This window comes from Aquamicrobium segne, from assembly GCF_042656785.1.
GTDB lineage: Bacteria > Pseudomonadota > Alphaproteobacteria > Rhizobiales > Rhizobiaceae > Mesorhizobium > Mesorhizobium segne.
On sequence record NZ_JBHSLL010000036.1, the window covers coordinates 33,169 to 51,204 of the forward strand.

Genomic DNA, 18,036 nt, shown 5'->3' on the forward strand with positions numbered 1-18,036 from the left:
ACGCCAAATTGTTTTCACCTTTAATGTGACTTTCACAGTAAAGGTGATTTTTCTTGCGCCTAACTCAAATCCGGCGTGCGGTCAAACAAGCGCCGGTGTTCTTTTTGCGCATAATTATCGGTCATCCCGGCCAGAAAATCGGCCACATGACGCGCCCTGATGCGATCTTGCGCAAAATCCAGCCCTTCAGGCCAGCCCTCACGCCATCCTTCCGGCATGGTGCGCGGATCATCAAAATAAGCATCAAACAGGTCGAGCACAATTTTCTCAGCATTGATGCGCACCTGCATGACTTCCGGGTGCCGGTAAAGATGCTTGTATAAAAACGCCTTCAGTTCTTTTTCTTCCTTCTCCATGCGCGCGGTAAAGGTGACAATTGTCTTTCCTGCCCCACGCACCTCTTCGGCCGTTTGGGGACGTAGCCAGGAAAGATTTGCATGGGCTTGCGCAATCACATCCTCCACCATGAGGGTGATCTGCCGACGCATCAATTCATGTCCGATGCGCACATCATCAAGCCTGGCATAGCGCGCCCGCACCTCACGCAGGATACGGCCCGGCAGCGCCAGATCTTCCAGCATATCAAGCTCAAGCAGGCCAGAGCGCAAACCATCATCAATATCATGGGTGTTATAGGCAATATCATCGGCCACCGCCGCGCATTGCGCCTCGATCCCGGCAAAGCGATCAAGTTCAAGGTCATGTATTTCATTATAGGAACGGATGGTTTCGGGCAGAGCGCCATGCAACGCCACGCCTTTGGCATCAATCAGCGGCCCATTGTGCTTGACCAGCCCTTCCAGCGTCTCCCAGCACAGGTTCAGCCCGTCAAACCCGGCATAGCGCCGCTCAAGCCTGGTGACGATCCGTAACGACTGGGCATTGTGGTCAAACCCGCCCCACGGCTTCATCCGCAAATTGAGCGCATCCTCGCCCGTATGGCCAAAAGGCGTGTGGCCAAAATCATGGACCAGCGCCACGGCTTCCGCCAGATCCTCATCGCCGCGCAAGGCCCGGGCCAGTGCTCGCGCAATTTGCGCAACCTCGATGGAATGGGTCAGGCGCGTACGATAATGATCGCCCTCATGCGCAATAAACACCTGTGTCTTGTGTTTAAGACGACGAAAGGCAGTAGAATGAATGATCCGGTCACGATCACGCTGGAAAGGGGTGCGTGTCGGGCTTTCCGGCTCAGGCATCAGGCGCCCGCGCGTGCGGGCCGGATCGGTGGCATAGGCCGCGCGTGGACGGTATCCAAAACCGATACCATCAGGTCTTGCGTGCGTAAATTTTCCTTCGTCCATAGCGTTTCCAAACAGCCGCACACAGCTTTGTGTAAACATGCCATTGTTGACTTGCACACTTTGGCTACATACCTATCGAGGGGCTACATACCTATCAGGGTAAATCAAAATCAAGGTGATGCTATGGATGCCGACGCCGCACATACTGCAAATGTCGAAGTAACCGAAGCTGCCGCAAAGCGCATTGCCCGCATTCTTTCTGGTGAGCCGGGCAAGACAGCCCTTCGCGTTTCCGTGGAAGGTGGCGGCTGTTCGGGCTTTTCCTACAAGTTCGATCTGGTCGAAGGCCCTGACGAGGGCGACACCGCCATTGAGCGCGATGGCGCAACTGTTTTTGTCGATGATATTTCGCTTATCTATCTGGGTGGCTCGGTCATTGATTTTGTCGATGATCTGATGGGTCAGTCTTTCCAGATCAGAAACCCCAATGCGGTCGCCTCCTGCGGTTGCGGCACCAGTTTTTCACTCTGAATTTATTCTTGCCGCGCCCATATGCTGCGGCAAGCCGACCGGTCATTTTGCGGAAATTTCATGAAGATCGCTACCTGGAACATCAATGGCGTGCGCGCCCGGATCGAAAATCTCGTGCACTGGCTGGGCGAAAGCGATCCCGACATTGTCTGCCTTCAGGAAATCAAATCGGTTGATGAACAGTTTCCCCGCGCCGAGATCGAGGCTTTGGGCTACAATGTCAAAACCCATGGCCAGAAGGGTTTTAATGGCGTCGCCCTACTGTCAAAACTGCCTTTCGATGAGGTCAATCGCGGTCTGCCCGGCGACGATACGGATGAACAGGCCCGCTTTATCGAAGGCGTATTTTCAACAAATGAGGGCGCATTGCGCGTTGTCTCGCTCTATTTGCCCAATGGAAATCCGATCGATGATCCCATAAAATTTCCCTATAAACTTTCCTGGATGGCGCGTCTGGAGCGCTGGGCGCAAGAGCGGCTGGAATTGGAAGAAGCCCTTGTTCTGGCAGGCGATTACAATGTGATTCTGCAACCGATTGACGCCAGGAACCCGCAGGCATGGGTCAATGACGCCCTGTTTCAGCCGCAAAGCCGACAGGCATTGAGACAGTTGATCAATCTGGGATTCACCGAAGCCATACGCGCGGTCACCGATGAGGCCGATATCTATAGTTTCTGGGATTATCAGGGCGGCGCCTGGCAAAAAAACAATGGTATCCGCATTGATCACCTGCTGCTTTCGCCGGAAGCGGCCAACAGGTTTGGATCAGCCTTTATCGAAAAGCATGTGCGCGCATGGGAAAAGCCCTCAGATCACGTGCCAGTGGCAATCCAGCTTGATCTGAAAGCCGCATAAAGGGCAAGGAGCCGGCTGATAAAGTGATTCAGAAAGACTGCTTATCTTACTGATAAGTCTACTGATTAAAACCGGTGGCGAGCATATCATCGGCCAGGGCAATGGCGGTGCGTCGATCAGCTTCATTTGAAAGCGCAAAAGCTTCTTCCTGCATGGTGCGGATCCATCCCTGATCCTGCGGATGGGCCAGACCAAGGGCTGCCGTCATCATGGCAAGGCCGCGCACACCCTTACCGCTATGAAACAGCAAATTGCCAAGTGTGGCCTGTGCGGCCGCATGTCCCTTTTCGGCCGCAAGTTGCAGCCAGCGGCCAGCCTGCCGGGCATTGGGCTTCGTGCCGCCATCACCCTTTAAAAACATGACACCCATTTCATATTGAGCGTCAGGGTTACGGTAATTGGCAGCAGCACGCATGAAATATTCCTGTGCGGCCACCGAATCAGCCTGAATGGGTGTGTCGGGAATGCCGGTTTTCATATAATCGCCCAGCGCCACCAGCGCATCCGAGACATAGCTTTCCTCAGGCGAGCCGGGTTCCACGTCCTGATCGGCAATCTCGCTGAAAAACTTGAATGCTTCATAATCATTGCGGGCAACACCATCACCCTCGGCATACATGCGCGCCAATTTCCATGTCGCGCCAATCTGGCCGTTTTCAGCAGCATAGCGATAGGCTTCGACAGCCTGATCCTTATGACCGCTCTGATAGGCGGAAAACCCGAAGCGGAACACGGCAAAAGGATTGGATTTTGGTTTGACCCCGGTTTTGTCGTCAAACACCTTGTCATCAAAGGCCAGCGCAGAACCAGCACTGGTGATGGTCGCACAAGCCACAACAGCGCCAACCAGACAACAGCGCAGCACGCGCGCAAGGCAAGGCTGATCCTGAGTTTCAGGTTTTTTGCTCTGCACTGACATACGGACTTGCGCCCCCGTCTTTATCGGGAGAGCTGTCAAGCCTGAGCGGGAAATAACCGGCACGTCCATATTCTTCCTTGCGCCTGCCACTATGCCGGTTTCTCCGGCACCCCTTTATCATGTCCAAACTGCTTTTTTAGGGGCCTTCATGGAGTGCTATGTGTTTATGGCGGGAAATGGGCAGTTTTGATCAACACAGACCTAGCACAAGGGAAGTTGAACAACTGTTGCAGAATCAGCACAAATTGCAGCCATTGCCAAACCAGAGCATTTTGCAGTCAGACGGCACCGTCTGACGTTGCATAAATGCGGTTAAAGTACTGGTGAATTCTGGGCAGAAAATGATTCAAGCAGCGCCTTCAACCAACTGGAATTGAAAGAAAATCCTGATCACCACTTAAATACGGCAGACAGCGAGCCGACATAACCCATGTCGGAATCTGCGGTCCAAAGACCGAGAAAAGAAGCCGAAGTTCCCGGGCCTGTCTGAATAAAATCCTGCGAACCGCTTTGATAGAAAAGAAAGCTCAGGCCGCCACGAATTTCGATATTCTGGCTGTGCTTGTACGTGCCGCCAAATGACAGCGCCCACATATCGGTTTGAATATCATGGCCGGTACTGACGCCCCGATCCCAGGACAGGCCAACCGTGCCAACCAGATTGTCGGTAAAGGCATGGGCAACGCCACCCGAAAGCGTCCAGCCATCGCGCCAGAAGAAATTCAGAGTCTGGTCCCCGTCCAGGGTCGTATTGTAATTGACGACATCCATGACGCTCCAGTCAACCCAGCGGGCTGAACCAAAGACAAGCCAGCCCGGAGCAATGCCGGTCTGCACCTTGGCCTCAAGACTTTGTGGAAATTCTCCCCAACCGGTCGCCGGGCCAAGTGTTACAGCGCCGGACGTGAGACTTAAGTCACCGGATGCATCGATTTTTGTTTGCGAGCGGTACATGAGTTGCGCACGCAAAGCGATTTCAGGAATTTCATAGGCGGCGCCAACACGCCAGCCAAGCTGACCATCTTCCAGATGCAATTGCAGCGGGCCACCAGGCCCACCAAGCCACTGGTCAAACTCAAGACGCTGATAAAACACCCCGCCCAGCAGGCTGAGCCTCCCCTTGCCCGTTTCAATCCCATAAGCGCAGGTGGTGCCAAATTCATGCGTCAGAAATTTTTGCTCTGTAGAGCCGGTCGTGGATGCGGTTGCAGGATCAAAACCGACCGGCATTCCCGCAATTGACACGCCAGAATAATCCGTGTGGCCACCAAACGGCATTGTATAGGTAAGTGCGCAGGAGAATGCGTCATTGATCTTGTATTTGGCCGCCAGCGTGGGGACCACCAGAACCGGATTTTTAAAGCCTTCGACAGGTTGCCCTGCAAAACTGGCCCGCTTGCGCTCGGATTTAAGCACAGAAAAACCGGCCCTGGCGGCATTGCCTTCCTGAAACAAAATATCCGTATCGGCAGTACCCAGCGTAAATCCGCCAGCCTGCGCCGATGTCATGCCCAGAAGGAAAAGCGCCATCACTCCGGCACATGCCGCAAAGCCCATATTACGCATGAATTCTTCTCCCCCGAGACTATTCAAAGCAAATCAGAATGGATTTTGTGCACCCGGTCGGGCACAGCACGCTTCATCCCCATACACGACAGATTCAAGGGTGCATTCGCACCCCGAATCTGTCGAATACATAAATCAAATCAAGGTAAATGAAACCTTACAAATCAGCCTTGCGCAGCAGAGCGCACCCGCTCCAGCGCCATCGCCAGCCGCGCTTGCGTTTCTTCAAACTCCGCCAGCTTTTCGCGCTCGGCCGCCACCACTTCTTCGGGCGCATTGGCGACAAATTTCTCGTTGGAGAGTTTTCCGGCAAGACGCGTAATCTCTTGCGTGGCCTTGGCGACATCCTTCTTTAATCGCGCTTCCTCTGCCTTGAGATCAACCAGTTCCCCAAGCGGCAGGCAGACGGTTGCCTCCCCCAAAAGAAGCTCTGCCGCCCCCTTGGGCACAGCATCTGCCAATGTGGTATCGCCAATGCGGGCCAGCCGGCGAATGGCCGCCTCATGCCGGGTCAGACGCTCGCGCGTGGTTGCATTGGCATCAACCACAATCAGCGGCGCAATGGCTGCTGGCGGCACATTCATTTCAGAACGCACCGAGCGAATACCGGACACCAGATCAATCAGCCAGTTGATGTCGGCTGCCGCGTCCTCATCTTCAAATTCGGGCTGTGGCCATTTTGCATGGCACAATAAGGTTGAACGCTCGCGCCCCTCGCCTGCCGTCTGCGCCCACAACTCCTCGGTCATGAACGGCATCATCGGATGCAAGAGCTTGTAAATCTCGTCCAGAACGAAGGCGAAACAGGCACGGCTTTCAACCTTGGCTTCCTCGTCATCACCCATAAAGACCGGCTTTAACAGTTCCACATACCAGTCACAGACGAAATTCCAGACAAAGCGGTAGGCAGCACCGGCAGCCTCGTTGAAACGATAGCTGGAAATGGCTTCGGTCACGGCATTTGCCGTGCGCGTCAGTTCCGTCAATATCCAGCGATTGACCGCCAGCCTGGCATCGCCCAGCCACACATCATCATTGCGCACCACGCCATTCATCTGCGCAAAGCGCGTGGCGTTCCACAGCTTGGTGCCAAAATTGCGATATCCGGCAATACGGGCCGGATCGAGTTTCACGTCGCGCCCCTGCGCAGCCATGATGGTCAATGTGAAGCGCAGCGCATCCGCCCCATATTCGTCGATCAGATCCAGTGGATCGATGACATTGCCCTTCGACTTCGACATTTTGGCGCCGTTCTTGTCGCGCACCAAGGCGTGCACATAAACGGTGTGGAACGGCTCTTCATCCATGAAGTGCAGGCCCATCATCATCATGCGGGCGACCCAGAAAAAGATAATGTCAAAGCCGGTCACCAGAACATCAGTCTGGTAATAGGTCTTCAGTTCAGGGGTCTTGTCGGGCCAGCCAAGCGTTGAAAATGGCCACAGGGCAGAGGAAAACCAGGTGTCGAGCACATCCTCATCACGGGTGAGAATGGCGCCCGGTTCAAAGTTTTCCAGCCGCTCTTCCACCCATGCCTTCCATGGCCCTTCATGCGCCAGATAATGCTGAATGGCGGTTTCCAGCGCCTCTTCCTCGCTTTTTTCCACGAAAATATGGCCATCGGGACCATACCAGGCCGGAATCTGATGCCCCCACCAGAGCTGGCGCGAAATCGTCCAGGGCTGGATGTTTTCCATCCAGTCAAAATAGGTTTTTTCCCAGTTTTTGGGGACAAAATTGGTGCGCCCCTCCCGCACCGAGGCAATGGCGGGCTTTGCCAGTTCGGCTGCATTGACATACCACTGGTCGGTTAAAAAAGGCTCGATGGGCACACCGCCCCGGTCGCCATGCGGCACCATATGGCGATGCGGCTCGATCCGGCCAAGAAAACCGCCCTCCTCCATGATCTGCACAATCAGCTTGCGGGCTTCAAAACGGTCCATGCCATGGAGCTGTTCCCACACGCTTTCACGCAATGGTGTGATCTCAATGCCTTCAAGAAAATCTTCATTGTCCAAAATGTCGATTTTCGCTTCCGTGGTCAGCACATTGATGGCGCGCAAGCTGTGGCGTTTGCCCACATCAAAATCATTGAAATCATGCGCCGGGGTGATCTTGACTGCACCCGTACCTTTTTCAGGGTCTGAATAATTATCGGCAACAATGGGGATGGCGCGGCCAACGATGGGCAGCACGACATTGCGCCCCACCAGCCCGGCATAGCGCTCATCGTCAGGATGAACGGCCACGCCCGTATCGCCCAGCATGGTTTCAGGCCGGGTGGTCGCCACGGTGACATAAGTGGTCGGATTTTCCGGGTCGTAAACCTCGCCCTCGATTGGATAGCGGAAATGCCACAGATTGTCATCGACCTCGCGCTGCTCAACCTCAAGGTCGGAAATGGCGGTCAGCAGCTTCGGGTCCCAGTTCACAAGGCGCTTGTCCTTGTAGATCAGCCCTTGCTTGTAAAGCGTGACAAAAACTTCAAGCACCGCCCTGGACAGGCCCTCATCCATGGTGAAACGCTCCCGCGACCAGTCGCAGGAAGCCCCCAGCCGCTTGAGCTGGTTAAAGATGGAGCCGCCAGATTCGGCTTTCCATTCCCATATCTTGTCAATGAACTGCTCGCGGCCAAGGTCACGGCGGTGAATGCCTTTTTCTGCAAGCTGGCGCTCAACCACCATCTGGGTGGCAATGCCCGCATGGTCCATGCCCGGCTGCCACAGCACATTCTTGCCGCGCATACGCTCAAAACGCACCAGAATATCCTGCAAGGTGTTATTGAGCGCATGGCCCATATGCAGCGAACCGGTGACATTGGGCGGCGGAATGACGATTGTGAAAGGATCAGCCCCTTCTTGCGCACCCGCTCCGGCACGGAAGGCGTCCGCCTCGTCCCAGATTCTGGCAATTTTTGGCTCGACGGTTTTTGCGTCGTAAGTTTTTTCAAGCATGGAGTTGAGGCCCGGAATATCAGGAATTTGTTACCACGGTAAATTTATTACCACGGTAAATCGGATGGGCCGTGCCAAGTCAACCAATCCGGGGTACTAGGATGCAAGATGATGCCTGCGCGCATAAAATAACCACATGTCCTAAATTTTCTGCAATGGCATCTGGACAGTCAGACAAAGAGCTTTAGCAAGCTTTGTTGCACAAAAATTTTACCCGGATAATTTTTTTCTCGCCTTGGAGGCCAACATATGAAAAAGATTGAAGCCATCATAAAACCCTTCAAACTCGATGAGGTAAAAGAGGCTTTGCAGGATGCCGGCCTGCAAGGCATCACCGTGACGGAAGCCAAGGGTTTTGGGCGTCAGAAAGGCCACACCGAGCTTTATCGCGGTGCGGAATATGTCGTCGACTTCCTGCCCAAAGTAAAAATAGAGCTTGTTGTTCATGATGATGCTGTCGATGCCGCAGTGGAAGCAATCCGCAAGGCCGCCCAGACCGGACGCATTGGGGACGGCAAGATTTTTATCTCCAATATCGAAGATGTCATCCGTATTCGCACCGGCGAAAGCGGCGCTGACGCCATCTAGAAACTGCTACCCTCTAAAGCGTATTGTGACCATTCAGGTTCACTTTCTACGCTTTAAGTCCTTGTTTTACGCATGTCTTTATCCCGAAACCGGTTCTTAAATTCGGGAGACAGGCTTTATAATCTCCAACCAGGGAAAACCCGAAAATGACCACAGCCGCCGACATCATGAACCAGATTAAGGACAATGACGTAAAGTTTGTCGATCTGCGCTTCACCGATCCGCGAGGCAAGCTGCATCATGTCACCATGGATGTTGCCGAGGTTGATGAAGACATGTTCGCCGATGGCGTCATGTTTGACGGCTCCTCCATTGGCGGCTGGAAGGCGATCAATGAATCCGACATGGTTTTGATGCCCGACCCCGAAACGGCGCATATGGACCCGTTTTTTGCCCAGGCGACCATGAATATCATATGCGATATTCTCGACCCCATATCTGGCGAAACCTACAATCGCGACCCGCGCTCCATCGCCAAAAAAGCCGAAGCCTTCATGAAGTCGGAAGGCATTGGCGACACGATCTTTGTCGGCCCGGAAGCCGAGTTCTTCATTTTCGACGACGTGAAATACAAGGCCGATCCCTACAATACCGGGTTCCGACTCGATTCGAACGAACTTCCCTCCAATGATGACACCAGCTACGAGACAGGAAATCTGGGCCACCGCCCCCGCATGAAGGGTGGTTATTTCCCGGTTCCGCCAATCGATTCCTGTCAGGATATGCGCTCGGAAATGCTGACCGTGCTCACCGAAATGGGCGTGCGTGTGGAAAAGCATCATCATGAAGTGGCCGCTGCCCAGCACGAACTTGGCATCAAGTTCGACACCATGGTGCGCAATGCCGACAAGATGCAGATTTACAAATATGTCGTGCATCAGGTTGCCAATGCCTATGGCAAGACCGCCACGTTCATGCCCAAACCCATTTTCGGCGACAATGGCTCAGGCATGCATGTGCATATGTCGATCTGGAAAGACGGCAAGCCGACCTTTGCCGGAAATGAATATGCCGGTCTGTCTGAAAGCTGCCTGTATTTCACCGGTGGCATCATCAAGCACGCCAAGGCCATCAATGCCTTTACCAACCCGCTGACCAATTCCTACAAGCGACTGGTTCCCGGCTATGAGGCTCCGGTGCTGCTGGCCTATTCAGCGCGCAACCGTTCGGCTTCCTGCCGCATTCCTCACGGCTCCTCACCCAGATCAAAACGTCTGGAAATCCGTTTCCCCGATCCAGGCGCCAACCCGTATCTGGCTTTTGCCGCACTGTTGATGGCAGGTCTTGACGGTATCAGGAACCGGATTCATCCGGGCCAGCCGATGGACAAGGATCTTTATGACCTGCCGCCGAAAGAGCTGAAGGAAATCCCGACCGTTTGTGCCAGCTTGCGTGAAGCCTTGCAAAGCCTCGACAAGGACCGCGGTTTCCTCAAGGCCGGTGGCGTGTTTGACGATGATCTGATTGATTCTTTCATCGAACTGAAAATGACCGAGGTGATGCGCTTTGAAATGACGCCACATCCGGTCGAATATGACATGTATTATTCAGTCTAAAACCGATGGCTGAGTACATCTGAAACGGGAGCGCTCGCCCTTTATGCAGCCGGGCGCTCCCATTATCCCTGCTTCATAAGGGCTTGAGGCGACCAACAGACCAAAATTTTGATCATAAACAGATTGTTTGTCGGTTATGTCTTGGCATTTGGCCGCGGATCGACTAGATGCAGCCCGTACACGGTGTTTTGCCGATGTACGCAGGATATTTCGCCCTTCGGTCAGGGGCAAATAACGGGTTTGAGCCCATATCCAGGGAAAGTGTGTATTTCCGACCAGCATGGCAAAACCAGCCAGTGCTTGCACACATTACGGAGAGGTGGCCGAGTGGTTGAAGGCGCACGCCTGGAACGCGTGTATAGGGGTAACTCTATCGAGGGTTCGAATCCCTCTCTCTCCGCCACTATCAGATTGCAAACTCCCTACATGCTGCCCTGAACGCCCAAAATCCTTTCGATTTCAAAGGGGTTTAGCAGGGGCGACCGAACCTCAGAGACTGCCAGAACGCCGGTTTCTAGTCTCTGAACGGCTTTTGTCTCAAACCATGCGAACCTCGGCCAATTCGGTTCGGTCGAAAAGTGTGGCATGATTTCAATGTCTTGCGGCTTTAGAACTACGCCCGAGTTGTAACGGGTGCCGCCACCAGCCAGCCTGAACAGAGACACCCGAGATGGACGTTTCCGAGCGGAATAGGACGCAGTGCAACGAGGCGATATCGGTAAAGTCGGCAACGGGGTGGAAAGCGGAAAGACAGCTTTCAGCAGTCAACCCTTCCAAGCGGACGTTGTCGAACGACCTGCCAAAGCATGCCGGCGATCAAGACGTTGATCGTTGCCAATGCTGCTATGACGTGAAGCAGAGCGTCATAACCAAGCCTGGAAATCAAAATTGCTCCGATCATGGGGGCAGCAGCTTGAGCAATCAGGCCGGGGCGGGCAAGCCGTCCGATGATAGGTGCATATTGCTCCGGACCAAAGAGACTGAGCGGAAGCGCCCCTCGCGCGATCGAAAAGATGCCGTTCCCTGCGCCGTAGAGGATCAGCGCCAGCCCAACAATCGGCAGCCCTGCCGCTAGAACGATCAATCCGCCAGCGCATAAAACAACCGCTGCACTTAGCGTCCACATTGGATGATGGCGACCGCGACCGAGCATTTCCAGAACCCGCGCGCCGACTTGGGCTGGCCCGATCAGCGCGCCGAGTGTGACCGCCTCAGCCAGGGATATGCCTCTGGCTTGCAGGAGCGTGAGCAGATGTACCGCGACGATCGTGACGAACAGGCCTGCGATGATCTGGATCAAGGCGAATAGCCAGAACATGGCTCGTTCCCGAGGCGAGAGCACGAGCGTTGCATCGGCGTCGATACTGGACTGTTTAAGCGGCCGTGTGGCTTGCGGCACCATGGCGAGGATCAAGGGCAGACAAACGCCAACGAGAATAGCCGCATAGGCGAAACAAGCCCCGCGCCAGCCGACCGCGTCGACCATAGCGGCTGAAAGTGGCCAGCAAACCGTGCTCGCAAAGCCTCCCCACAATGTCAGCGTCGTGATCGAGGGGCGGGCTTTCTCGCAATAGATCCCGCCGAGGGTCGAGAATGCGGCATCGTACAGCCCGGCGGCCATGCCAATGCCGAGAACCGCCCACCCGGCCATGAAGATCGCCAGGTTTGGCGCGGCCGCAATCATTGCCAGACCTACGGCGATAATGAGACAGCCAAGCGCCAGAATTGGCCGTCCGCCGTGTCTCGATATTGCATCCCCAATTGTAGGCGCGGAAAGCCCTGCGACCAGCAACCCGAGCGAAAGAGAACCGACCACCCATTCAAGCGGCCAACCCGTATCGTTAACGATCGGCGCGGCAAGAACGGCGATCAGATAGTAGGTGCTGCCCCAGGTGAAGATCATTACTACGCCAAGAGCATGGACCGTCAGCCGATTCGCTCTGACCATCGTCTATGCGGGCTGCTTTTGAGGTGCGCTAATTGCGCTTTTGTCGGTCGTTGGATCGTGCTTTAGCGCTGCCGCCTTTCGCTCTGAATATCGATCAACAAGCTGACCGGCATGCGGACGCGTGAGGATCGTGAAACGTACCAGTTCCTCCATCACGTCCACGATCCGATCATAGTAACTCGACGGCTTCATACGGTCGTTTTCATCGAATTCCTGGTATGCCTTGGCGACGCTCGACTGGTTCGGGATCGTAAACATGCGCATCCAGCGGCCGAGAAGCCTGAGCGTGTTGACGGCGTTGAAGCTCTGAGAGCCGCCTGATACCTGCATGACCGCGAGCGTCCGACCTTGCGTCGGCCGAACACTGCCGATCGAGAGCGGCAAATGATCGATCTGCGCTTTCATCAGGCCCGTGACCTGACCATGGCGCTCCGGCGAACACCAAACCATGCCTTCTGACCAAAGCGCATGCTCGCGCAACTCATGGACCGCGGGATGATCATCCTTCGTCACCTGATCGGGAAACGGCAATTCGCTCGGATCGAAAATTCGGGTTTCCGCGCCGAAGAATTGCAGCAGTCGCGCGGCTTCTTCCGTCGCCAGCCGGGAGAAGGACCGAGGCCGGAGCGATCCGTAGAGCAGTAGGATACGCGGCGGGTTATCCGCCAGACCCAAGCCAATTCCGGGCCGCTCTATTACGAAACGCGGATCGAGAGCAGGCAGGTAATCGGGAGCGATGAGTGTTCGTAGTGGCATGATGAGCTCTCCTATCGGGCTGTCGCTGGCGCAGTCGCGGGAAACCAGCGACGGCCGAGACGCAGCGCGACGTGAACGAGCAGCACCAGCACAGGCACTTCGACCAGAGGACCGATGACGGCTGCAAAAGCGACCGGTGAAGCCAGGCCGAACGCGGCAATGGCAACGGCAATGGCCAGCTCAAAATTGTTTCCGGCGGCGGTGAAGGCGATCGCGGTCGTGCGGGGATAATCGGCCTCGATCAGCCTGCCCATGGCGAAGCTGATGACGAACTGGACCACGAAATAGACCGTCAGCGGGATCGCGATCATCACGGCGTCGAATGGCAGGCGCACCACGTCGCCGCCTTTCAGGCTGAACATTGCTACGATTGTGAAAAGCAGTGCCACCAGTGTGATCGGGCCGATCCGCGGCAGGAATTCGCGTTCGTACCAGCCCTCCCCCTTGCGAGCGATCAGTATGCGCCGCGTCAGGAAGCCGGCGAGGAACGGTATGCCGAGATAGATCAATACCGCTTCGGTAATGGTCCAGAAGCCAACATCGACTATGCTGCCTTCTAAGCCAAAGAGCGGCGGCAGAACCGTTAGGAACAGCCATGCGTAGGTCGAGAAGAACAGGATCTGGAAAATCGAGTTGAAGGCGACAAGGCCAGCTACGTACTGGTTGTCACCGCGCGCGAGCTGGTTCCAGACGAGTACCATGGCGATGCAGCGGGCCAGCCCGATCAGGATCAGTCCCGTCATATATTCCGGATGATCGCGCAGGAAGATGACCGCGAGGACGAACATCAGCGTCGGGCCGATCAGCCAGTTCTGCACGAGCGAGAGGATCAGCACCCTCTTGTCGGCAAACACCTGATGCAGTTCCTCGTACTTCACCTTGGCGAGCGGCGGATACATCATGAGGACGAGGCCGATCGCGATCGGAATATTCGTCGACCCGACCGACATGGCATCGAGCGTGTTCGGCAAATCGGTGAACAGCGTGCCGAGGACGACGCCGAGGGCCATTGCCGCGAAAATCCAGACCGTCAGGTAGCGGTCGAGGAACGACAGCCGTGAAGTTGGCTCAACGGAAGCCATGGGAACTCTCCAATACAATAAGTATGAGGATCAGGCAGACGCGACCCTGCGGCCGTGTTGATCCACGACGCGCTCGCCATCCTCTTTGATGAACTCCCCGCGCTGTGGCGGTAAAAGATCGAGGACCGCTTCGGATGGCCGACATAGGCGCACCCCGGCGGGCGTTAGGACGATGGGCCGGTTGATCAGGATCGGGTGGTCCATCATCGCGTCGATCAAGGCATCGTCGCCAAGGCTTGGATCGTCCAGCCCCAACTCGGCGTAGGGCGTGCCCTTTTCCCGCAGGAGGTCGCGCGGGGTTATTCCCATGCGGCTAATGAGGTCGGCGAGGCGCGCCCGCGTCGGCGGACATTTCAGATACTCGATAATGTGCGGCTCGACGCCGGCATTGCGGATCAGGCCGAGCGTGTTGCGCGAGGTGCCGCAGTCAGGATTGTGGTAGATGATAATATCCATGCCGCCCTCACGCCGCACTGTCTCGGGGCTTGGTCGCCCCTTCGGCTCGCCCGATTTCGTTCAGCCGCACCTTGAGGGACGACTTATCGAGAGAAGCGACAGGCAGGGCAGTGAACGCCGAAATCCGGTTCATCAGGTAGCGTAAGGCGGTCACAAAGGCCGTCCGTTGTTCGACCGGATCGGAAATCGCCGCCGGGTCTTCAATGCCCCAATGCGCTGTCATTGGATGGCCCGGCCATATCGGGCACGCTTCGCCGGCGGCGTTGTCGCAAACCGTAAAGACGAAATCCATGACCGGTGCCGATGGGCCGGAAAACTCGTCCCAGCTTTTCGACCGAAGCCCATTGGCCGGAAAATCGAAGTGTTGAAGCGTCTCGATCGCCAGTGGGTGAACCTGTCCCTTGGGCTGGCTACCGGCTGAATAGGCTCGGAAACGGCCATTTCCCATTTGGTTCAAGATCGCTTCGGCAAGGATCGAGCGAGCGGAGTTGCCGGTGCAGAGAAATAGCACGTTATAAATTGGGTCAGGCATGGGCATCACTCGTGATTGGGTCACAGCACGACAGAGCTGCAACGGCTGGCTGGCACACTTCGGGATGACCTTGGCAGCAATCCCGCATCAGGAATTCGACGAGTCCGGAAAGCGCCGGATAAGTAGCGCTGTAAATGATCGACCGGCCCTCGCGGCGTGATCCAATCAGTCCGGCATGCTCAAGGTGGCTCAAGTGAAACGACATGCGCGAGGATGAGGCATCCATCGCCTCGCCGATCGCGCCAGCGGCCATACCATCGGGACCGGCCGTCACCAGCAGCCGAACGATGCGCAGTCGCGTTTCCTGGGAAAGTGCAGCAAATGCAGTAAGGGCTTGTTGCTCGTTCATCATCGTCTCAATGCTTCAAGGACCATTGAGATATAAAGCAGCTTTGTTAGGCTTGGCAACCCCGGTCGAAGCTTACGGCCGCTTTCGGATCGTAGCCGTTTGGCTCGGAATTTCCGCAAGGGGGTCGAAAGCTGCCTTACGGCGTAGAACCTAATGCCGTGCCGAATACCGCCTCCATCTGCTCTGGCCACGGCAGGTCTGCGATGGCCATCAGATCGTTGAGCGACAACGCGGGCGGAATGCGGTGGATGACGAGCTTCTCCAGCACGTCCGGCGCGAGATAGGCCAGCCGCACCATTCGGCTGACGTAACGATCGCTGACATTGTCGGCCTTGGCAATATCGGCAATGGTCGAGGCCTCGCCGCGCTCCAGCCTGCGCCGCCAGTTCCAGGCGCGAGCTATAGCGCGCAGCACATGCGCGTCCTGCATCCGAGCTTCGGCGGGCACATGATCTGCTGGCGGCAGGATCTTCGGCCGACCGTTCTTCTTGCGAACAGTGAGCGGGATTACCACGCGGATGGTGTTTTCCGTCATGCCGCATCCTTTTCGATCTGCGGCGCCATCATCTGCCGCGCCAGTGATTTGATGCCGTCATGGCGCAGATCGACGGCAAGGCCTGATGCACCAACCGTGACGCGCGCCACGAGCAACTGGACAATGCGCATCTGCTCGGCCGGAAACAGCGACGCCCACAACGCATCAAACTCACCGAGCGCGGCAATGACTGCGTTCTTGTCGGCGTCCGGCGTGTCGGCTTGCAGGGCGGCGAGCGCCCGCGCCCGGAGCTCGGGCGTGGCGACCATCCGGCGGATTTCACCAATGACGGCATCCTCGACCATGCCGGCGGCAAGGCGCTGGGGTCCAGCCGCATCCGTCGTCCGGTTCCGGATCAGGTCCATCGAAGTGTAGTAGCGATAGAGCTTGCTGCCCTTCTTGGTTGCCGTCGGCGTCATCGCGGTGCCGGTGTCGGTAAAAATCAGCCCCTTCAGCATCGCAGGGGTCTGGTTTCTCGACGCGGCGGCACGTAGCCGAGGACTGGTCTTCAGAATGGAATGGACCGCCTCCCATAGCTCACGATCAATGATCGCCTCATGCTCACCCGGATAGCTGGTTCCCTTATGCACAGCCTCGCCGATATAGATGCGATTGTTGATCAGCTTGTAGAGAAAGCCCTTGTCGATCAGCCTGCCGCGTTTGTTGACGATGCCCTCAGCTGCCAGCGCCTTCGCCATCGTGGTGGCCGATCCAATTGCCACGAAGCGTTCGAAGATCATCCTGACCGTTTTGGCCTCCTCTTCATTGATCACCAGTTTCCGGTCGCGGACATCATAACCAAGCGGGACATAGCCACCCATCCACATGCCCTTCTTGCGCGAGGCCGCAAATTTGTCGCGAATACGCTCACCGATCACCTCGCGCTCGAACTGCGCGAAGGACAGCAGGATGTTGAGCGTCAGACGTCCCATCGACGTCGTGGTGTTGAAGGACTGGGTGACGGAGACGAACGTCACCTGATTGCGTTCAAAAATCTCGACCAGCTTGGAAAAGTCCATCAGCGATCGCGACAGCCGGTCGATCTTGTAAACGACGATGACGTCGATCAGTCCGGCTTCGACATCAGCCAGCAGCCGCTGCAATGCGGGTCGTTCCAGCGTGCCGCCAGAGTGGCCGCCATCATCATAGCGCTCGCGAATGGCAGCAAATCCTTCCGAGCGCTGGCTGGCGATATAGGCCTCACAGGACTCACGCTGGGCATCGAGCGAGTTGAACTCCATGTCGAGGCCTTCCTCGGAAGATTTGCGCGTGTAGATCGCGCAGCGCAAACGGCGCTGAGGCTGTCGAATATTCATCGTTCACTCCTGCGCGCATTGCCAAGACCAAAGAACCGATAGCCATTCCAGTTGCTGCCGGTGATCGCGCGCGCAGCTGCAGATAGGGACTTGAAGCGGCGTCCCTGCCACTCGAAGCCATCGCGCAGGACGGTCACCGTGTGCTCGACACCATCCCATTCGCGCACCAGCCTGGTGCCGACAACGGGATTGCGCGGATCGGCGATGATCGCCTTGCTGCCGGACTTGCCGTCGATCTCGTCGGCCAGCAGATCCAGCATCCTGGTGGTTTGTCGAGAAAGGCCACCCAGCGCCAGCTCCTGGATGCGCCAGGAAAGTCGCAATTCCAGATTGCCGCGGCTGTTGTTCGGTGCCGGCGTGTCGAACAGCGCCTCCCACTTCAGTTTCAACTCCTTGACTGACATCCGCTTCAGCGCCGCCAATCGCGCCAGGACCGACGTGTCGGCATCAGGCAGATTATTTCGGCTTCCAGTGCGTTTCCTGACTGCTTGATTCATTCCTGCTCTCCAACTCGGTTGCTCGGTTTGCGACGACCACTGGGTACGAGACCAAGCCGGGACCACCCTCGACCAGCACGGTTCCGGACCCGCTCAAAGTCGCGATCCTGCTACTAGTCGGCCACTGGTATCAAAACCGCGAGGCGACCAGTTCAGCAGGCATGGCTTCACTGCCCTTTGCCGTGGAAGCTCTGATTGCGCCCTATCGCAGGATGCAGCTCTGATGATTGGCGCAGGCGATCTCAACAATCGCTTCACCCTCCAGCGCGATGTCGCCGAACCTGACTGGACGGGTCATCCGGGCGATCCCGACTGGCAGGACCAGTTTACGGTCTGGGGCAAGATTACCTTC

The 18,036-nt window shown here is 56.4% G+C and carries 18 protein-coding genes and 1 tRNA gene; 6 read left to right on the plus strand and 13 right to left on the minus strand.

Going from position 1 to position 18,036, the window contains the following annotated elements:
• Positions 1 to 59 precede the first annotated feature (59 nt).
• Positions 60 to 1,304, minus strand: a complete 1,245-nt coding sequence (locus tag ACFPLB_RS11375; protein WP_378229676.1) for a deoxyguanosinetriphosphate triphosphohydrolase — start codon at positions 1,302 to 1,304, stop codon at positions 60 to 62.
• Between the two features lie 123 nt (positions 1,305 to 1,427).
• On the opposite strand from ACFPLB_RS11375, the gene erpA reads away from it, so the two are divergent.
• Positions 1,428 to 1,775 carry an iron-sulfur cluster insertion protein ErpA gene (erpA, locus tag ACFPLB_RS11380; RefSeq protein WP_378229678.1) on the plus strand — a complete coding sequence of 116 codons (348 nt, stop codon included), beginning with the start codon at positions 1,428 to 1,430 and terminating at the stop codon, positions 1,773 to 1,775.
• A 60-nt stretch (positions 1,776 to 1,835) separates the two neighbouring features.
• Positions 1,836 to 2,630, plus strand: coding sequence for an exodeoxyribonuclease III (gene xth / locus ACFPLB_RS11385; protein ID WP_378229680.1), 795 nt, complete (start codon positions 1,836 to 1,838; stop codon positions 2,628 to 2,630).
• A 58-nt stretch (positions 2,631 to 2,688) separates the two neighbouring features.
• On the opposite strand, the gene ACFPLB_RS11390 is transcribed toward xth, so the two are convergent.
• The 3 genes from ACFPLB_RS11390 to ACFPLB_RS11400 all read right to left on the minus strand — a co-directional run bounded on the left by ACFPLB_RS11390 (position 2,689) and on the right by ACFPLB_RS11400 (position 8,069).
• Entirely contained in the window at positions 2,689 to 3,549 is an 861-nt protein-coding gene (locus tag ACFPLB_RS11390; RefSeq protein WP_378229682.1) for a tetratricopeptide repeat protein, read from the minus strand.
• Between the two features lie 390 nt (positions 3,550 to 3,939).
• Positions 3,940 to 5,115, minus strand: coding sequence for an OmpP1/FadL family transporter (locus tag ACFPLB_RS11395; protein ID WP_378229684.1), 1,176 nt, complete (start codon positions 5,113 to 5,115; stop codon positions 3,940 to 3,942).
• A 164-nt stretch (positions 5,116 to 5,279) separates the two neighbouring features.
• Positions 5,280 to 8,069 (minus strand): valine--tRNA ligase, encoded by a 2,790-nt coding sequence (locus tag ACFPLB_RS11400; RefSeq protein ID WP_378229686.1) that lies wholly within the window; start codon positions 8,067 to 8,069, stop codon positions 5,280 to 5,282.
• Positions 8,070 to 8,318: 249 nt separating this feature from the next.
• Between ACFPLB_RS11400 and ACFPLB_RS11405 the strand changes: the two genes are divergently transcribed.
• From ACFPLB_RS11405 to ACFPLB_RS11415, 3 genes are all read left to right on the plus strand, one after another.
• Positions 8,319 to 8,657: a P-II family nitrogen regulator gene (locus ACFPLB_RS11405; RefSeq protein WP_378229688.1), complete on the plus strand. Its 339-nt coding sequence runs from the start codon at positions 8,319 to 8,321 to the stop codon at positions 8,655 to 8,657.
• Between the two features lie 146 nt (positions 8,658 to 8,803).
• A complete protein-coding gene (gene glnA / locus ACFPLB_RS11410) occupies positions 8,804 to 10,213 on the plus strand; it encodes a type I glutamate--ammonia ligase (protein ID WP_378229690.1) in 1,410 nt (469 codons plus the stop codon).
• Positions 10,214 to 10,526: 313 nt separating this feature from the next.
• A tRNA-Ser gene (locus tag ACFPLB_RS11415) sits at positions 10,527 to 10,616 on the plus strand.
• A 354-nt stretch (positions 10,617 to 10,970) separates the two neighbouring features.
• Here ACFPLB_RS11415 and ACFPLB_RS11420 read toward each other — a convergent pair.
• The 9 genes from ACFPLB_RS11420 to ACFPLB_RS11460 all read right to left on the minus strand — a co-directional run bounded on the left by ACFPLB_RS11420 (position 10,971) and on the right by ACFPLB_RS11460 (position 17,684).
• Complete coding sequence (locus tag ACFPLB_RS11420) at positions 10,971 to 12,161, minus strand: MFS transporter (protein ID WP_378229692.1); 1,191 nt, start codon at positions 12,159 to 12,161, stop codon at positions 10,971 to 10,973.
• 3 nt (positions 12,162 to 12,164) lie between these two features.
• Positions 12,165 to 12,917, minus strand: a complete 753-nt coding sequence (gene arsH, locus ACFPLB_RS11425) for an arsenical resistance protein ArsH (RefSeq protein WP_332713226.1) — start codon at positions 12,915 to 12,917, stop codon at positions 12,165 to 12,167.
• 11 nt (positions 12,918 to 12,928) lie between these two features.
• Entirely contained in the window at positions 12,929 to 13,999 is a 1,071-nt protein-coding gene (gene arsB, locus ACFPLB_RS11430) for an ACR3 family arsenite efflux transporter (protein WP_378229694.1), read from the minus strand.
• A gap of 30 nt (positions 14,000 to 14,029) precedes the next feature.
• Positions 14,030 to 14,455 (minus strand): arsenate reductase (glutaredoxin), encoded by a 426-nt coding sequence (gene arsC, locus ACFPLB_RS11435; RefSeq protein ID WP_332713231.1) that lies wholly within the window; start codon positions 14,453 to 14,455, stop codon positions 14,030 to 14,032.
• Between the two features lie 7 nt (positions 14,456 to 14,462).
• The gene (locus tag ACFPLB_RS11440; protein ID WP_332713234.1) at positions 14,463 to 14,987 is read right to left on the minus strand and encodes an arsenate reductase ArsC; all 525 of its coding nucleotides are present in this window, start codon (positions 14,985 to 14,987) and stop codon (positions 14,463 to 14,465) included.
• Positions 14,980 to 15,336, minus strand: coding sequence for an ArsR/SmtB family transcription factor (locus ACFPLB_RS11445; RefSeq protein ID WP_332714007.1), 357 nt, complete (start codon positions 15,334 to 15,336; stop codon positions 14,980 to 14,982). Before ACFPLB_RS11445 ends, ACFPLB_RS11440 begins: the two co-directional genes overlap by 8 nt.
• Before the next feature lie 136 nt (positions 15,337 to 15,472).
• Positions 15,473 to 15,871 (minus strand): hypothetical protein, encoded by a 399-nt coding sequence (locus ACFPLB_RS11450; protein WP_378229697.1) that lies wholly within the window; start codon positions 15,869 to 15,871, stop codon positions 15,473 to 15,475.
• Positions 15,868 to 17,187 (minus strand): recombinase family protein, encoded by a 1,320-nt coding sequence (locus ACFPLB_RS11455; protein ID WP_378229699.1) that lies wholly within the window; start codon positions 17,185 to 17,187, stop codon positions 15,868 to 15,870. Before ACFPLB_RS11455 ends, ACFPLB_RS11450 begins: the two co-directional genes overlap by 4 nt.
• Positions 17,184 to 17,684 carry a DUF2924 domain-containing protein gene (locus ACFPLB_RS11460; RefSeq protein WP_378229701.1) on the minus strand — a complete coding sequence of 167 codons (501 nt, stop codon included), beginning with the start codon at positions 17,682 to 17,684 and terminating at the stop codon, positions 17,184 to 17,186. Before ACFPLB_RS11460 ends, ACFPLB_RS11455 begins: the two co-directional genes overlap by 4 nt.
• A 2-nt stretch (positions 17,685 to 17,686) precedes the next feature.
• On the opposite strand from ACFPLB_RS11460, the gene ACFPLB_RS11465 reads away from it, so the two are divergent.
• The gene (locus ACFPLB_RS11465) at positions 17,687 to 17,908 is read left to right on the plus strand and encodes a head-tail connector protein (RefSeq protein WP_378229707.1); all 222 of its coding nucleotides are present in this window, start codon (positions 17,687 to 17,689) and stop codon (positions 17,906 to 17,908) included.
• The last annotated feature ends 128 nt before the right edge of the window (positions 17,909 to 18,036 follow it).

Excerpts from the sequence above, each read along its gene's own strand:
- ACFPLB_RS11440 (WP_332713234.1), bottom strand. The coding sequence starts at position 14,987 with ATGCCTGACCCAATTTATAACGTGCTATTTCTCTGCACCGGCAACTCC.
- ACFPLB_RS11450 (WP_378229697.1), bottom strand. The coding sequence starts at position 15,871 with ATGACGGAAAACACCATCCGCGTGGTAATCCCGCTCACTGTTCGCAAG.
- arsB (WP_378229694.1), bottom strand. The coding sequence starts at position 13,999 with ATGGCTTCCGTTGAGCCAACTTCACGGCTGTCGTTCCTCGACCGCTAC.
- ACFPLB_RS11400 (WP_378229686.1), bottom strand. The coding sequence starts at position 8,069 with ATGCTTGAAAAAACTTACGACGCAAAAACCGTCGAGCCAAAAATTGCC.
- ACFPLB_RS11405 (WP_378229688.1), top strand. The coding sequence starts at position 8,319 with ATGAAAAAGATTGAAGCCATCATAAAACCCTTCAAACTCGATGAGGTA.
- arsH (WP_332713226.1), bottom strand. The coding sequence starts at position 12,917 with ATGCCACTACGAACACTCATCGCTCCCGATTACCTGCCTGCTCTCGAT.
- ACFPLB_RS11375 (WP_378229676.1), bottom strand. The coding sequence starts at position 1,304 with ATGGACGAAGGAAAATTTACGCACGCAAGACCTGATGGTATCGGTTTT.
- ACFPLB_RS11420 (WP_378229692.1), bottom strand. The coding sequence starts at position 12,161 with ATGGTCAGAGCGAATCGGCTGACGGTCCATGCTCTTGGCGTAGTAATG.
- ACFPLB_RS11395 (WP_378229684.1), bottom strand. The coding sequence starts at position 5,115 with ATGCGTAATATGGGCTTTGCGGCATGTGCCGGAGTGATGGCGCTTTTC.
- ACFPLB_RS11445 (WP_332714007.1), bottom strand. The coding sequence starts at position 15,336 with ATGAACGAGCAACAAGCCCTTACTGCATTTGCTGCACTTTCCCAGGAA.
- ACFPLB_RS11390 (WP_378229682.1), bottom strand. The coding sequence starts at position 3,549 with ATGTCAGTGCAGAGCAAAAAACCTGAAACTCAGGATCAGCCTTGCCTT.
- glnA (WP_378229690.1), top strand. The coding sequence starts at position 8,804 with ATGACCACAGCCGCCGACATCATGAACCAGATTAAGGACAATGACGTA.
- ACFPLB_RS11460 (WP_378229701.1), bottom strand. The coding sequence starts at position 17,684 with ATGAATCAAGCAGTCAGGAAACGCACTGGAAGCCGAAATAATCTGCCT.
- ACFPLB_RS11455 (WP_378229699.1), bottom strand. The coding sequence starts at position 17,187 with ATGAATATTCGACAGCCTCAGCGCCGTTTGCGCTGCGCGATCTACACG.
- erpA (WP_378229678.1), top strand. The coding sequence starts at position 1,428 with ATGGATGCCGACGCCGCACATACTGCAAATGTCGAAGTAACCGAAGCT.
- xth (WP_378229680.1), top strand. The coding sequence starts at position 1,836 with ATGAAGATCGCTACCTGGAACATCAATGGCGTGCGCGCCCGGATCGAA.
- arsC (WP_332713231.1), bottom strand. The coding sequence starts at position 14,455 with ATGGATATTATCATCTACCACAATCCTGACTGCGGCACCTCGCGCAAC.